Origin of the sequence: Steroidobacter gossypii (assembly GCF_016801985.1) — a bacterium.
Lineage (GTDB): Bacteria > Pseudomonadota > Gammaproteobacteria > Steroidobacterales > Steroidobacteraceae > Steroidobacter > Steroidobacter gossypii.
In genome coordinates this window covers 708,044-722,929 of the sequence record NZ_JAEVLS010000005.1, presented here as the reverse complement: position 1 = coordinate 722,929, position 14,886 = coordinate 708,044, and the positions used below count along the sequence as shown (strand labels likewise).

Here is a 14,886-nt window from a genome sequence, read left to right as displayed (position 1 = left end):
CGGCGTTACGCCGCCACCGGTAAAGCAACTTCTTATTCCACCGCCACAACTACTACCGACTTCGGCGGAAGATCGACACGCAGTTCGTTGCCTTTCTTCGAAGCCTTGAACGGCGCCGGCTTCACAGCCTCCGGCTTATCGACTGTGTTGCGAGCATCAAGCGCGGACGCGGTGAGAATGCGGCCGGTCGCGGACTTGAAAGCCGCACCATTGATCTTGGTCGAAACGGCAGCGCCCCGATTCGGGTCGACGTTGGTGAAAGCGATGTGCAGCTTGCCGGACGCGTCACGCGCAGCGGACACAGACACCTGAGGCAAAGAGAATTCGCCACGCTGATATGTGGGCGCCTTCACATCGGCCGGCAGCGACGTCGCATCCTGGAACGGGATGTACATCTCGAACACGTGATACGTCGGCGTGAGCGCCATCTTCTCCTTGTCGGTGAGGATCATCGCCTGCAGCACGTTCACCATCTGCGCGATGTTCGCCATTTTCACGCGATCGGCGTGCCGATGAAAAATGTCCAGGGTCAGTGAAGCGACCAATGCGTCGCGCAGCGTGTTCTGCTGATACAGGAAGCCAGGATTGCGGCCCGGCTCCGGGTCGTACCAGGTGCCCCATTCGTCGACGTACAGTCCGACCTTCTTGTCCGGGTCGTACTTGTCCATGATGGCCGAATGCTTGGTCACCAGCTCGTCCATGCGCAGCGCATGGCTGAGAGTGGAGGCCCACTGATCTTCCGTGAAGCCGATGGACGGGCCCTTGTTCTCCCAGCGGCCGGGGAAGGTGTAGTAGTGCAGCGAGTAAGCATTCATGTGCTTGACCGCCTGCGACATCATCACTTCGGTCCAGTGATAGTCATCCACGTTCGCGCCGCTAGCGATTTTCAAGGGGCGGTTGTCGCGCGGCGCCTTGACGAAGGTCTGGAACTGTTTGTACAGGTCGGCGAAGAACTCCGGCCGCATGTTGCCGCCGCAGCCCCAGGTCTCGTTGCCCACGCCGAAGTAGGGCAGCTTCCAAGGCTTCTCACGACCGTTCTTGCGACGTTCCTGGACCAGCGTCGAGTTGGTGTCGGAGGTGATGTATTCGACCCAATCCGCCATCTCCTGCGGAGTGCCCGAGCCGACGTTGCCGGACACATAAGCGTCCGCCCCGATCAATTCGGCGAAGTCCAGGAACTCGTGCGTGCCGAACGAGTTCGGCTCTTCCACGTAGCCCCAGTGCGTATTCACTTTGGTCGGCCGCTTGTCGCGCGGGCCGATGCCGTCGCGCCAGTGGTATTCGTCGGCGAAGCAGCCGCCGGGCCAGCGCACCACCGGCACTTTCAACTTCTTCAGCGCTGCGACCACGTCGTTGCGATAGCCGCGAGTGTTGGGAATCGAGGAGTCTTCGCCGACCCAGATGCCTTCGTAGATGCCGTGGCCGAGGTGCTCGGCGAACTGGCCGTAAATGTTTCTATCGATCTTCGCGCCAGGCTTGTCGGCCTGGATGGTCACGGAAACCGCGACCGATTCGGCCGCGCCCGCGGCAAAAGGAACCAAACCGAGCGTCGCCAGACCGAACGCGGCGGTCAGGCGTAAAGCCCCCTTGAAAATCGGCATCTTGTTGTCCTCTATTCGATGAAGGGATCGACCATGGAGCGTCGGCCGCACATGAAAGCGTCGGCGACCAGACGGAATGCTGCGAGATCGACGTCCATGCGACGCTCGCGAACCAGCGGTGCGAAACGCGCGTACAGGTTGGCGTACTCGCGATCCGGCGCCTGGACCGTCGGCTTGCCGTCGACGAACATTTCCGAGCCGCCCTTGGCGAGCCGCAGATGACCGTCGTCGGTGTCGATGTCGATGTCCCAGCTCTGCGGGCCGGTCTGGCGGAAATCGAAGTCCGCGCGCACCGGCAGTCCGCCCGGACCTTGCAGGCTCAGCTGAGCCGCAATCGGCGTTTCACAATTGGAGGGGAAGAACAGCTCGGCGTCCTTGAGCACCACGGGCTGCGGCAGGATGCGCGTGATGATGGAAAGCGCGTTGATGCCGGGATCGAACACACCGAGCCCGCCGGCGCGCCAGATCCAGGCCTGCCCCGGATGCCACACGCGCACATCTTCTTTCCACGTCACTTGCACCTTGCGAATCGTGCGTCCAACCAGCCAATCGCGCGCCGGCTCGACTGCCGCGGCTTCACGCGAATGCCACGTTGCAAACAATGCAAGCTGACGCTGCTGCGCCAGGTCCATCAAGGCCGCCACTTCATTCAGGGTCGCGCCCGGCGGCTTCTCCAGCATCACGTGCCGGTTTTGTTCCAGCGCATAGCGTGCGATGTCATATCGAACCTGCGGCGTCGTACACAGCGAAACCGCTTCGATGCCCGGCTGCTCGCGCAACAGGGTTTCGATGTCGGGATAGCTGGGCACGCCATCGAGCTTGTTGTTCGGACTGGCGACGGCCACCAGCTGATAGTTGGGGTTGGCGGCCAGCGAGGGCAGATGTTGATCGCGCGCGATCTTGCCCAAGCCGACGATGGCCAGTTTGATCGGGCTCATGAGTTACAGCGCCTTCACGCCTGCAGCCGGCGACTCCACACGCTGCAGAGAATTGCGCAACGGCAGGCTGAACGGCGGCGCGTGGATCTCGAACACGTCGCCCTCACGTGTCTGGATGCCTTCCGAGAAAGACAACGTGGCGGTGCCGTAGAAATGCACGTGCACGTCGCCCGGCCGGCGGAACAAGCCGTATTTGAAATGATGATGCTCGAGGTTCGCGATGGTGTGCGACATGTTGGCTTCGCCGGTGAGGAACGGCTTTTCCCACAGCGTCTTGCCATCGCGAATGACTCGACTCATGCCGCGCACGTCGGCCGGCAGGTCGCCCACCAGCAGTTCGGCGCCGAGCGCCGCATGACGCAGCTTCGAATGCGCCAGCCACAGATAGTTGCCACGCTCGGTGATGTGATCCGAGAACTCATTGGCGAGGCAGAAGCCGAGCCGCCGCGGATTGCCCGCGGCGTCGATGAGATAAATGCCGGCGATCTCCGGCTCTTCGCTGCCGTCAAGTGCGAAGTCGGGCGAGGGCAGAGCCTCGCCCGTGCCGACGACGCAGGAGCCGTCGCCCTTATAGAACCATTCGGGTTGCACACCGACCTGGCCGGCGGCGGGTTTGCCGCCTTCCAGGCCCATGTTGAACATCCGCATGGAATCGGTGAGCGTGCCGCCGGCGGCAGCCTTGTGCATCTTGTCGCGACCTTCGGCCGAGCCGAGATGCGTCAGGCCAGTGCCCGTCAGATACAGGTGTGCCGGGTCCGCGTGATCGATGGGAGCAAGCAGGCGCTTGGACGCCTGCAGCTCCGCCAGATCCAAACGTTCGTCGGCAAGGTTCGCGGCCACGGTGGCGGCCAACGTCGCGCCATTCTTCAGTGCGGCCTGCGCCAGCTCGTACGTGCTGGCGAAACCTTTCACTTTCCGAGCGACGCCGTCGTCACCGATGGCGGCGACACCGCGCTGTCCGTCTGCAGCGCGCACCTGTATCAAACGCAAACTCATCATTAAGCTCCGGTCTTGTAGACGCCGTCGAGTCGATGCGGCAGGGAAGATTGATTGCCCCGTCGCAACACGTGCGGCAGCAACGCGTCAGGGATGTCCTGGTAGCACACCGGACGCAGGAAACGTTCGATCGCAAGCGTGCCCACCGAAGTGGTGCGACCGTCCGAGGTCGACGGGTACGGGCCGCCGTGAACCATGGCGTGACAAACCTCCACGCCGGTGGGCCAGCCGTTGGCGAGAATGCGACCGACCTTGCGCTCCAGCGTGGGCATGATGCTCGCCGCCAGCGCGTAGTCTTCTTCGGTGACATGCAGTGTCGCGGTGAGCTGACCTTCGATCTTTTCCAGCGCGTCGATCAGCTCCGACTCGTTCGCGCAGCGAACGAGGACCGACGAGGCGCCGAAGACTTCTTCCATGATCTCCGGGTGCAGTTCTTTTGCGTTGACCGAGAACAGCGCGCCACGGCCGCAGTTCTTGCCCGGAGCGTCAGCCCCGCGCGCGATGGTCTTCACCGACTTGTTGGCGGCGAGGCGATCCACGCCTTTCTGATACGCGTCATAGATGCCCGCGGTGAGCATCACCTGCGGCGGCGAGCCGCCGAGAGCGGCGCTGGCAGAGGCGATGAACGTTTCGACGTGCGGGCCTTCGAGCGCGAACACCAGGCCAGGGTTGGTGCAGAACTGCCCGGCGCCCATCGTGAGCGAGGCGACGAATTCCTTGCCAAGCGCTTCGGCGCGAGCGGCGAGCGCACCGGGCATCAACAGCACCGGATTGATGCTGCTCATCTCGGCGTACACCGGAATCGGCTCGGGCCGGGACTGCGCGATCTTCATCAGCGCCGTGCCACCACCGCGCGAGCCAGTGAAGCCCACGGCCTTGATGCGAGGATCGGCAACGAGGCCCGCGCCCAGGTCGCGCTTGTCGCCGTTCAACAGCGAGAACACCCCCGGATGCAAGCCGCACTGAGCGACGGCTTCGACGATGGCCGACGCCACCAGCTCGCTGGTGCCCGGATGCGCCGAGTGACCTTTGACGATCACAGGACAGCCGGCCGCCAGCGCAGAAGCGGTATCGCCACCGGCGACGGAGAATGCGAGCGGGAAGTTGCTGGCGCCGAACACCACCACAGGGCCGAGCGGAATCTTGCGCTGGCGCAGGTCCGCGCGCGGCATCGGCTTGCGATCCGGCATCGCCGGATCGATGCGCACGCCCTGCCAGCCGCCTTTGCGCAGCTCATCGGCGAACAGACGCAGCTGACCGACAGTGCGGCCGCGCTCGTTGGTGAGGCGCGCGACCGGCAGACCGGACTCCGCATGGCCACGCTCGAGCAGTTCGTCGCCCAGCGCCATGATGCGATCCGCGATAGTCTCGAGGAATTTGGCGCGGGTTTCGCTGTCCAGAGCGCGGTACTGATCGAAAGCTTCGCTGGCCAGTTGGCAGGCGCGCTCTACTTCGGCCGCGCCGGCCGAGCTGAATGCCGGCTCCAGATGCGTCGCCGTGGTGGGGTTGTATGCGCGAAAGCTTTGGGCGGTCGCGACGCGTTCGCGACCTATGAATAGCTGACCGGTCAGAGGCATGGGAGATTCTCCGCGTAAACTTTTTACCGTTGATATACTCAGACAATATCCCAGTTGCACCGTGGCGGGCAATCGCCGTAGCTCGGCTGGGACTGTCTTGAGTTTAAGGTAGCGTTACCATGGGCGCTTCCCCAGCTGTGGCCTTGCGGTCGCGGGCGGGGAAATGACGATGGTTGCCGTTGCGGGCGTGGCAGGGGGCCGCGCCGCCGTGGCATTAACTCACTCGCGCCAACATCGAACAAGGCCGCTCAACAACAGCAGGGGTGCATAGGTGCAAAATTCATATCTGACCGGGTTGGACTGGGTCGTCATCGCGCTGTATTTCACCGTCATCGGTGTACTGGCGTGGTGGTATGGCCGACATCAGAAGGACGCCGTCGATTACTTCCTGGCCGGGCGCAACGCCGGTTTCATCACCATCGGCGCCTCGATCTTCACTTCCAACATCGGCTCCGAACACATCGTCGGACTGGCCGGGCAGGGCGCCTCGACCGGCATGGCCATGGCGCACTGGGAATTGCACGCCTGGGTGCTGATCCTGCTCGCCGGCTTTTTCGTGCCGTTCTATTACAAGTCGGGCGTGCAGACGATTCCGGAGTTTCTCGAGCGCCGCTTCAACGCGCGGGCGCGCACCATTCTCTCGGTGGTGTCACTGGTTGCGTATGTGTTCACCAAGGTGAGCGTCACGGTGTTCGCCGGCGCGATCGTGTTCCAGGCGCTGCTGCCGGACACCTTCGGCTCACGCGACAACGCTTTCTGGGTCGGCGCGTTCACCACCGTGATCCTCACCGGCATCTACACGGTCTTCGGCGGCATGCGAGCCATCATGGCGACAGCGACGCCGCAGGCGGTGATCATTCTGTTTGGCTCGTTCGTCATCACCTGGACCGGGCTCATGAAGCTCGGCGACGGCGCCGGTGTCGGCGCGGGCTGGAGCGAATTGGTGAGCGCAGCCAGCAGCAACGCCACGCAGTTCGCGTTGTGGCGCCCGTTGAGCGATCCGGATTTCCCGTGGCTGGGCGTGTTGATTGCCTCGCCCATCATCGGCATCTGGTACTGGTGCACCGATCAATACATCGTGCAGCGTGCACTGTCCGCGAAGGATCTGCAGTCGGCGCGGCGTGGCGCATTGTTCGGCGGCCTGCTGAAAGTCTGGCCGGTGCTGATCTTCCTGGTGCCCGGCATGATCGGCTGGGCGTTACATCAGAAGGGACTGTTGCAGCTGCCGATGAAGATGGTCGATGGCGTGTCGGTCATCGACGGCGACACCGTGTTCCCGACGCTTGTGACCACGTTGCTTCCCTCCGGGGTGCGCGGGCTGATCGTCGCCTGCCTGCTTGCGGCGTTGATGAGCTCGCTGGCGTCGCTGTTCAATTCCAGCGCTTCGCTGTTCACGGTCGACATCTACGAAAAGCTGCGGCCCGGCCAGTCGGAGAGGCATCTGTTGACGGTCGGCCGTATCGCCACGACCGTGGTGGTGGTGCTTGGCATCTTGTGGATTCCGGTGATGAAGGTCATCTCCGGCGGCGGCTTGTATCAGTATCTGCAGAGCGTGCAGGGCTATCTCGCGCCGCCGATCACCGCGGTGTTTCTGCTTGGGCTGTTCTGGAAACGCTTGAACGGGCGCGGCGCAGTGTGGGCGCTCGGCGGCGGCTTCGTGCTCGGCATGTTCAAGCTCACCTGCCAGGCATTCTTTGGCGCCAACAAGATCGCGGACCCGGCGTGGCTCGCCGCCATCGGCGATTTCAACTTCCTGTATGCCACCGGCATTCTGTTCGTGCTGAGCGCGATTTTGATGATCGTCGGCTCGCTCACCAGCCCGCCGCCGCAGGAAGCGCAGATCAAAGGCCTGACTTACGGCTCTATCCGCGAGCTGCATGGCGAAGAGATCAGCCGCAGCTGGGATACCGGCAACAAGGTCCTGGCCACCCTCATCCTGACCCTGGTGGTCGGGCTGTACGTGTACTTCAGCTTCTGGCTGAGCTAGCGGCCTTGGTCCTGGGCTTGCGCGAGTTGGTGGTATCCAACTGCGCAAGCTCGACCAGGTTCAACATCGCGGCGTGCGCGGCCTTGGGATCAGAAGCTTTGACCGCCTCGAACACCTTCTGGTGGTCCGGGATCGGGTCGCGACGCAGTGGGTTCTGGCGTTGTTTGTAGATCGTGGTCCACGATACCGCCGCGCCGACCCCGCTGGTCAAAGACACGATGAAGGCATTGCCGCTCGCGCGCAGCATGGCCGAGTGGAACTCCTGGTCGGCGAGGCGTCCCGCCTCGCTGGCCAGCGTATGCGTGGCCATGCCTTGCAGCGCCTTTTCCATGATTTCCAGTTCTTCGTCGGTGCGGCGCATGGCCGCCAGCGCCGCCGCTTCCGGCTCGACGATCTTGCGCAGCTCGAACAGGTTGGACAGCAGCGTGTCGTCCGGCTCGAACTCGAAAATCCACGACAGCACATCAGGATCGAGCATGTGCCAGCGCGCTTGCGGGCTCACTCGCGTGCCGACTTTGGGCCGCGACTCGACCAGGCCTTTGGCGGCGAGGATGCGCACTGCCTCGCGATACGCCGTGCGCGAGACCTGCAAACGATCGCTCGCATCGATCTCGCCGTTGAGGATGTCGCCAGGCTTGTAACGGCCCGAGACGATCAGCACCCCCAGATCGCGCGCGATGGTTCCATGCAGGCGCAGCGACTTGCGGCGCGCCTTCGCGTTGGCCCTCGCGGCCAAGGACTTCTTGTTCGACATCAATCGCTCCCTCAAACGCCGGCCCCGGATAGCGCCGGTCGCCCAAGCGTCAGGCCAGTAGTTTACGCACGCCGCCTGCGGATTCGCAGGGTTCATATGATTTGCCTGACAAATCGAAAGCCGCTAACATGAAATTGTCTGAGTTATATCGTTCAAGCTAGAGTGGATTACCGGGGGTAGGGGGATGAATACCAGCGGCCACGTGGCGGGAAGCACGTGCTGAGTGCGACTGTACAAAGGCGCGCCCTGTTGCGCGCTTCCGTTCTAATGGGCACCACGCTCAGCCTGCCGACCCTTGGCCGGAGCACGGCGACTGACGCCCAAACGCCGGCTCCTCTGAACGACAGACTCGGTGGCGATCTCGCGCCCGTGCACGACCCCTGCATCATCAGGCAGGGCGACACCTACCATTTGTTCTCGACCGGGCACGCTCACGATCCGACCGGCCTGCTGCCGTGGCGGACCTCCAAGGACCTGGTGCACTGGACACTCCACGGCCGCGTGTTCGAGTCCATTCCGCAATGGGCGCAGCTCGCGGTGCCCGGCGTTCGCGGTGTGTGGGCGCCCGACATCGCATACTTCAATGGTTTGTATCACCTGTACTACTCGTGCTCGACCTTCGGCTCGAACCGGTCCGTCATCGGGCTCGCCACCACCCCGACTCTGGATCGAGATTCCAGCGACTTCAAGTGGCAGGACCGGGGCCCGGTGGTGGAGTCCCAGCGCGGTGACGATTTCAACGCCATCGACGCCAATCACCTGATCGACCGGGACGGCAAGCACTGGCTGTGCCTGGGCAGTTTCTGGAGCGGCATCAAAATGTTTCCGCTCGACCCCGCCACCGGCAAGCGGTTGCCGAACGACCGGAGTAAATATTCGCTGGCATCGCGGCCCGCACCGGAGAACGCACCGGCCGCCATCGAAGCGCCCTTCCTGATCGAGCGCAACGGCTACTACTATTTGTTCACGTCGTTCGACTACTGCTGTCGAGGCGCGAGCAGCTCGTACTATATCGTGGTCGGACGGTCGCGCGATGTGCTCGGCCCGTATGTCGGTCGCGATGGTAAGTCACAAATGGACGGCTTTGGCACCGTCGTGCTCCGAGGCGATCGGCGATTCCGTGGCCCCGGCCATCAGGCCGTGCTTCGCGATGGCGGTCGCGATTATCTCGTGTACCACGCCTACGACGCCGAACATGACGGTCGCGCGACGCTGCGTATCGCGCCCATCGAGTGGACGGCCGACGGCTGGCCGGTCGTGCTCTGACCCTTCATCAGTCATCTGTCATCAGTCGGTTCTCATGCCCGGCATCGAACTCAAAAACCTCATCAAGACCTTCGGCGCGGCCACCGTCATCGACAATGTGTCGCTGAGCATCCGGCCGCACGAGTTCATGGTGTTCCTGGGCCCGTCCGGCTGCGGCAAGTCGACTCTGTTACGAATGATCGCGGGGCTCGAGTCGGTCGACGCCGGCGAGATCTGGATTGGCGATCGACGCGTCGATCAGCTCGCCCCGGGCGAGCGTCGGGTCGCGATGGTGTTCCAACATTACGCCTTGTACCCGCATATGACAGTGCGGGAGAACATGTCCTTCGGGTTGCGCAATGTGCGGATGCCGACCGCCGAGATCGACAAGCGCGTCGCCGCTGCCGCCAGGATGCTCGAGATCGAGCATCTGCTCGAGCGCAAGCCGGGCCAGATCTCGGGCGGTCAGCGGCAACGGGTGGCCATCGGTCGCGCGATCGTCAAGGAGCCGCATCTGTTCCTGTTCGATGAGCCGCTGTCCAATCTCGACGCTGCGCTTCGCGTGCGCACGCGAATCGAGATCGCACAGCTGCATCAGCGCGTCGAGGCGGCCATGATTTTCGTTACGCACGATCAAGTCGAAGCGATGACCCTCGCGCATCGCATCGTGGTGATGAACAACCGCAAGATCGAACAGATCGGCACGCCGATGGAGATCTACTCGCGGCCGGCGACCGCGTTCGTCGCGGGTTTCGTGGGCACGCCGGCGATGAATTTCGCGCCGGTCGAGCTGACCGACGGGCCGAATGGTTTCGTCTCGGCTCGTTTGCCGGACGGGGTGACCATTCCTACCAGGATCGAGCAGGCATCTCTGCCAGGATCCAAAGCATTCAAGCTCGGCATTCGCGCCGAGTCGTTACGCATTTGCGGGGCCGAGCAGGGCGATACCGCGGGCGTCGCGCAGTTCGTGGAGCGCTTGGGCGATCGAACGTTGGTGTATGTGCGGCTGTCGGATGGCACGACCGTGGTTGCAGAAGACGCAGGCACCAGCCGCGTCGCGCTCAACGACTCGGTCGGTGTGAAGTTCGACGGAGCCTGCGCGCATTTGTTCGACGATCAGGATCGCGGTCATCACGCCGTGGCGGACGTGGGGTCCTGACGTGAGCGCGGCGGCGGGTCAGCTCAGCGATCTGGGCCAGGCTCGGGTGCAGCCGGCGTGCGCCGGCGCGCATCAGAGTCGCTGGAGCCACCTGTTGTATGTGGCGCCCTACCTGTTTCTGTACGTGACCTTGCTGGTTTATCCGCTGTTTGCCGGCTTCTGGCTGAGCCTGCACAAGGCGGACCTGTTCGGCGGGCGCCGCTTCGTCGGCCTCGAGAATTTCTCGCGTCTGTTACAGGACCAGGTGTTCCTCGGCGCGGTCGGCAACACCTTTTATTTCATTCTGTTGACGGTGCCGGCGCTGGCGATCATCGGCTTGGGGCTGGCGTTGGCGTTGAATCGGCAGACGCGCACGGCGGCGATCCTGCGAGGCGTGTTCTTCTCATCGTCGGTGCTGTCCGTAACCATCGTGACGCTGCTGTGGAAGGTGGTGTTCGCGCCCGAGGGCGGATTTCTCGCCAATGTGCTGGAAGCATTCGGACGCCAGCCGGTGGCCTTCCTCAACGATGCGGATCTGGCCTTGCCCGCCATCGCCATCACCACCATCTGGTGGTGCATCGGGCTGCCCATGATGTTGTTCCTGGCGGCGTTACAGCAGGTGCCGCGCGAGTTGTATGAAGCCGCGGCGCTCGACAATGCCGGGCGCTGGAAGACGCTGTGGAGCGTGACGCTGCCTTCGATCCGGCGCACTTTCGCGCTGGTGCTGATCATCGAGGTGGTGCTGCAATTCCAGCTGTTCGGGCAGGCGTACCTGATGACTCAGGGCGGGCCGAACAACGCGTCGCGGCCGATGGTGCTGTTCCTGTTCGAGGTCGGCTTCACTCGCTGGGACGTGGGCTACGCGGTCGCCGCCGGTCAGATCCTGTTCGCCTTCATCGCCATGGCCGCGTTCGCGCAGTACCTGATCGCGCGTCGCAAGGAGGCGTTCTGATGAGCGCGCAGTTCGCCTCGGGAACGGTGGGTAGGGGCTTCGGCGATCGTCTGATCCTGGGGGCGACGATTGCGCTGGCGATCGTCATGATCATGCCCATGTTGTGGGCGGTCGGCCTGTCGTTGAAAACCAATCAGGCGTTGCTGATCGACACCAACTCGGTGCTGCGCGCGCCGTGGACGCTCACGAACTATTACGACATCTTGATCGGCTCGGGCGTGTTCCGCTGGCTGCTCAACAGCATCATCGTGTCGTTCGGCATGAGCTTGGGGGTGCTGGTGCTGGCCTCGCTCGCGGGCTATGGCTTCGCGCGTCTGGATTTTCCCGGTCGCAACGTGATTTTCGTGCTGGTGCTGTTCGGCCTGGCCATTCCGGAGCAGGCCGTGATCCTGGTGCGGCACCAGTTGTTCAGCGATCTGGATCTGCACAACACCTATGCGGGCTTGATGCTGCCGGGCATGTCGGCGCCCTTTGGCGTGTTCCTGATGACCCAGTATTTCAAGGCCATTCCCACCGAGATCGACGAAGCGGCCATGCTCGATAACGCATCGCGCTTCAAGATCTTCTGGCGCGTGCTGCTACCCATGACACTGCCGGCGCAGGCGACGCTCGGCATCTTCACGTTCCTGCACGCATGGAACGATTACTGGTGGCCCATGGTGTCCGGCACCAATCCGCAGATGTACACGCTCACCGTCGGCATCGCCTCCACGCAGCAGAACTTCGCCGAGTCGGCCGGTCTCGGTTACCTGATGGCGCAAGCGGTGTTTGCGTTCGTGCCCGTCCTGATCGTTTATATGTTCTTTCAGAAATACATCGTGCGGGCAGTCTCCGGAGCGGCAACGTGAAGCGCGCATTCGCGACACTGTTGAGCTGCCTCGTACTCGCCGGCTGTGGCGTACAGCAGGCGCCGAACGAGATCGTCGTGCAGCGGTTCTTCGGTACCTGCGCAGCTCAGTATGGAGATCGCACCGACGTCGCAGCGGCCCAAGGCGAGTGCGGCATCATGACCACGCTGATCAACAAATTCGGCGCGGAGAATCCGGACGTAAAAGTGCGCGTCAGCCCGGTGGCCTGGCCCGGATATAACCAGTTGTCGGCGCAGCTCGCGGCCGGCGATCCGCCTGACCTGGTGACCATGCACTTGTCGGCGATTCCGGATTACCAATCTCGAGCGTTGATCGAGCCGCTCGGCAAAGAGCTGCGCGCCGTCGGCGTGGATCCGCAGGGCTTCACGCCTGCAAGCCTGGCCGGCGTCAGCATACAAAACGAGATTTACGGTCTGCCCATCGATAACTGGGCGCCGCTGTGGCACGTCAACATGAACTATTTCCGGCAAGCCGGACTGGTAAAGGATGGCAAGCCCATCCTGCCGCGCAGTCCCGAGGAGTTGCTGGAGCATGCGCGACGCTTCAAACAGGCGACCGGCAAGCCGTATCTGGTGCAGACCCTTGCGATCGAGCGAGCCTCATATTCGCGCAACCTGTACACCTTGCTGATGCAGCAGAACGCGGACATCTTTCCGGAGCCGCAGCGGATCCAGCTGCAAACGCCCGAAGCCAAGCGCGTGCTGGAATTGTTCCGGCAGATCTATGTCGAAGACCTGACCACCAAGAATCTGGACTACGCGGCCTCCACCAACGCTTTCATCAATGGCGCCGGCGGTATCTTCATCGTCGGCACGTGGCTGATCGGCGACTTCGAGGCGGAGTCGCGCAGGCCCGACCGGCCGCTGTCCAACGGCTACGCGGTCGTGCCATTCCCGCAGCTCTATCCCGGGCGCGATGCGACGTACATCGACGGCCACGCCTGGGTGATGCCGGCCAAGGAGCGCACGCCCCAACAGCGCGAGGCTGTGTTCCGACTGCTCAGGTTTCTCGCCGATCACGATTACGAGTGGTCGCGAACCGGACACCTGCCGTCCATCCAAGCGGTGATTCAAAGCGAGCGCTTCAACGCACTGCCTCATCGCAGCGAGATTGCGAAGCTCTCATCCACGGGCATGACGTTGCCCTCGAGCGTGCAACGTCAGTATCCCGTGCAGGACATCATCGGCGAGGAGATGTCCGCCGCCATCACCGGCCACAAGCCCGTCGACGCCGCGCTGGCAGATGCCGAGCATCGGGTCAACGATCTGCTCTTCCATGTTCTGTAACCTCCTATCGCAGCCCACCTGGACCTTTCCATGCTGACTTCCCGTATCGTCGTCGATCGCGACTTTGTCATTTCCGCGCTGGACCGGCGTGTCTTCGGCACCTTCGTCGAGCACATGGGGCGGTGTGTTTATGGCGGCATCTACGAGCCCGGCCATCCCACTGCCAATAAGGACGGATTCCGGCAGGACGTGCTGGAGCTGACGCGCGAGCTCGGTCCCACCATCGTGCGTTACCCCGGCGGCAACTTCCTGTCCGGCTACAACTGGGAGGACGGCGTCGGTCCGAAGGATCAGCGTCCGACGCGCCTGGATCTGGCCTGGGGCTCCACCGAGACCAACGAGTTCGGCACCAATGAGTTCATCACCTGGTGTCGCACGGCCAAGGTCGAACCGATGTTTGCTGTGAATCTCGGCACGCGCGGTCCCGACGAGGCGCGCCACTTGCTCGAATACTGCAATCACCCCGGCGGCACTCATTACTCCGACCTGCGACGTTCGCACGGCTACGAACAGCCGCACGGGATCAAGTTCTGGTGCCTGGGCAACGAGATGGACGGCCCTTGGCAGATCTGTCGCAAGACGGCGCAGGAATACGGGCGCATCGCGCAGGAGACCGCCAAGGTCATGCGCTGGGTCGACAGCGATCTGCAACTCGCCGCATGCGGTTCCTCACAGCGCGCCATGCCCACCTATGGCGCGTGGGAGTACGAAGTGCTCGATCATTGTTTCAACGAGGTGGACTTCATCTCGCTGCACGCCTACTTCCGCAACGACAAGGACGACATCAAGGACTATTTCACGGTCATCGAGGACCTGGATTATTTCATCAAGGAAGTCGCCGCCATCGGCGACGCGGTGGCCGCCAAGCGGCGCTCGCCCAAGCGCATCATGCTGTCGCTGGACGAGTGGAATGTCTGGTACAAGGCGCATACGCCGGCCGACCTGCGCAAGCCGGGCTGGCCCAAGGCGCCGCCGCTGATCGAAGAAATCTATAACTTCGAAGATGCGCTGATCGTGGGCGGGGCGTTGATCACCATGATCAACAACGCCGATCGCGTCAAAGCGGCGTGCCTGGCGCAGCTGGTGAACGTGATCGGTCCGATCATGACCGAGACCGGCGGCGCGGCCTGGCGCCAAACCATTTTCCATCCGTTCGCACAGGCATCGCGCTATGCGCGCGGGCAGGTCCTGCGCACCAAGGTGCAGACCGACACGTTCTCGACCAAAACGCATCCGGACGCGGCGCTGCTGTTGTCGAGCGTCATTCATGACGAAGAGACCGGCGCCGTGACCATCCTGGCGCTGAATCGCAGCACCACCGACGATATGCAGCTCGAGGTGGAACTGCGCGGTCTGGGCGAAGGGCGCAAGGTGTCGTTCGCGAGTGAGCTGCATCACACCGATCTCAAAGCCATCAACAGTAAGATGGCGCCGAACGCGGTGACGCCGAAGGATCGAACCGATGTGGCCATCGCCAACGGCGTGCTCAGCGCACGCCTGAAGCCACTGTCCTGGAACGTCATCGTCACCCAATCCGCGTAAG

12 protein-coding genes are annotated in these 14,886 nt (G+C 63.1%); 7 read left to right on the top strand and 5 right to left on the bottom strand.

The window, feature by feature from the left end; all coding sequences use genetic code 11:
• Positions 1-32 precede the first annotated feature (32 nt).
• From JM946_RS23555 to JM946_RS23540, 4 genes are read right to left on the bottom strand one after another with little or no spacing between them, the layout of a single operon-like run.
• The gene (locus JM946_RS23555; RefSeq protein ID WP_203169821.1) at positions 33-1,601 is read right to left on the bottom strand and encodes an alpha-N-arabinofuranosidase; all 1,569 of its coding nucleotides are present in this window, start codon (positions 1,599-1,601) and stop codon (positions 33-35) included.
• A gap of 11 nt (positions 1,602-1,612) precedes the next feature.
• On the bottom strand, positions 1,613-2,539 hold the full coding sequence (locus tag JM946_RS23550) for a Gfo/Idh/MocA family protein (protein ID WP_203169820.1): 927 nt from the start codon (positions 2,537-2,539) through the stop codon (positions 1,613-1,615).
• A gap of 3 nt (positions 2,540-2,542) precedes the next feature.
• Positions 2,543-3,535 (bottom strand): AraD1 family protein, encoded by a 993-nt coding sequence (araD1, locus tag JM946_RS23545; protein ID WP_203169819.1) that lies wholly within the window; start codon positions 3,533-3,535, stop codon positions 2,543-2,545.
• Between the two features lie 2 nt (positions 3,536-3,537).
• Positions 3,538-5,112: an aldehyde dehydrogenase (NADP(+)) gene (locus tag JM946_RS23540; protein ID WP_203169818.1), complete on the bottom strand. Its 1,575-nt coding sequence runs from the start codon at positions 5,110-5,112 to the stop codon at positions 3,538-3,540.
• A 286-nt stretch (positions 5,113-5,398) separates the two neighbouring features.
• Here JM946_RS23540 and JM946_RS23535 point away from each other — a divergent pair, with 286 nt between their 5' ends.
• The gene (locus tag JM946_RS23535) at positions 5,399-7,099 is read left to right on the top strand and encodes a sodium:solute symporter (RefSeq protein WP_407700594.1); all 1,701 of its coding nucleotides are present in this window, start codon (positions 5,399-5,401) and stop codon (positions 7,097-7,099) included.
• Here the strand turns inward: JM946_RS23535 and JM946_RS23530 are convergent.
• On the bottom strand, positions 7,080-7,853 hold the full coding sequence (locus tag JM946_RS23530) for a FadR/GntR family transcriptional regulator (protein WP_203169816.1): 774 nt from the start codon (positions 7,851-7,853) through the stop codon (positions 7,080-7,082). The two genes, JM946_RS23535 and JM946_RS23530, sit on opposite strands and share 20 nt — an antisense overlap.
• Before the next feature lie 249 nt (positions 7,854-8,102).
• Between JM946_RS23530 and JM946_RS23525 the strand changes: the two genes are divergently transcribed.
• Genes JM946_RS23525 through arfA form a run of 6 tightly spaced genes read left to right on the top strand, consistent with a single transcriptional unit; the run spans position 8,103 to position 14,885 of the window.
• The gene (locus JM946_RS23525) at positions 8,103-9,119 is read left to right on the top strand and encodes an arabinan endo-1,5-alpha-L-arabinosidase (RefSeq protein WP_203169815.1); all 1,017 of its coding nucleotides are present in this window, start codon (positions 8,103-8,105) and stop codon (positions 9,117-9,119) included.
• A 34-nt stretch (positions 9,120-9,153) separates the two neighbouring features.
• Positions 9,154-10,257: an ABC transporter ATP-binding protein gene (locus JM946_RS23520; protein WP_203169814.1), complete on the top strand. Its 1,104-nt coding sequence runs from the start codon at positions 9,154-9,156 to the stop codon at positions 10,255-10,257.
• A gap of 31 nt (positions 10,258-10,288) precedes the next feature.
• Entirely contained in the window at positions 10,289-11,188 is a 900-nt protein-coding gene (locus JM946_RS30630) for a carbohydrate ABC transporter permease (protein ID WP_407700593.1), read from the top strand.
• Complete coding sequence (locus JM946_RS23510; protein ID WP_203169812.1) at positions 11,188-12,036, top strand: carbohydrate ABC transporter permease; 849 nt, start codon at positions 11,188-11,190, stop codon at positions 12,034-12,036. Before JM946_RS30630 ends, JM946_RS23510 begins: the two co-directional genes overlap by 1 nt.
• Complete coding sequence (locus tag JM946_RS23505; protein WP_203169811.1) at positions 12,033-13,343, top strand: extracellular solute-binding protein; 1,311 nt, start codon at positions 12,033-12,035, stop codon at positions 13,341-13,343. The genes JM946_RS23510 and JM946_RS23505 overlap by 4 nt, the downstream gene beginning before the upstream one ends.
• Positions 13,344-13,373: 30 nt before the next feature.
• Positions 13,374-14,885 carry an arabinosylfuranosidase ArfA gene (arfA, locus tag JM946_RS23500; protein ID WP_203169810.1) on the top strand — a complete coding sequence of 504 codons (1,512 nt, stop codon included), beginning with the start codon at positions 13,374-13,376 and terminating at the stop codon, positions 14,883-14,885.
• Position 14,886 lies beyond the last annotated feature (1 nt).

What these genes read in the sequence shown, in the direction of transcription:
- JM946_RS23540 (WP_203169818.1), bottom strand. Translation starts at nt 5,112, where the DNA reads ATGCCTCTGACCGGTCAGCTATTCATAGGTCGCGAACGCGTCGCGACC.
- JM946_RS23510 (WP_203169812.1), top strand. Translation starts at nt 11,188, where the DNA reads ATGAGCGCGCAGTTCGCCTCGGGAACGGTGGGTAGGGGCTTCGGCGAT.
- JM946_RS23555 (WP_203169821.1), bottom strand. Translation starts at nt 1,601, where the DNA reads ATGCCGATTTTCAAGGGGGCTTTACGCCTGACCGCCGCGTTCGGTCTG.
- JM946_RS23550 (WP_203169820.1), bottom strand. Translation starts at nt 2,539, where the DNA reads ATGAGCCCGATCAAACTGGCCATCGTCGGCTTGGGCAAGATCGCGCGC.
- arfA (WP_203169810.1), top strand. Translation starts at nt 13,374, where the DNA reads ATGCTGACTTCCCGTATCGTCGTCGATCGCGACTTTGTCATTTCCGCG.
- JM946_RS23530 (WP_203169816.1), bottom strand. Translation starts at nt 7,853, where the DNA reads ATGTCGAACAAGAAGTCCTTGGCCGCGAGGGCCAACGCGAAGGCGCGC.
- JM946_RS23520 (WP_203169814.1), top strand. Translation starts at nt 9,154, where the DNA reads ATGCCCGGCATCGAACTCAAAAACCTCATCAAGACCTTCGGCGCGGCC.
- araD1 (WP_203169819.1), bottom strand. Translation starts at nt 3,535, where the DNA reads ATGAGTTTGCGTTTGATACAGGTGCGCGCTGCAGACGGACAGCGCGGT.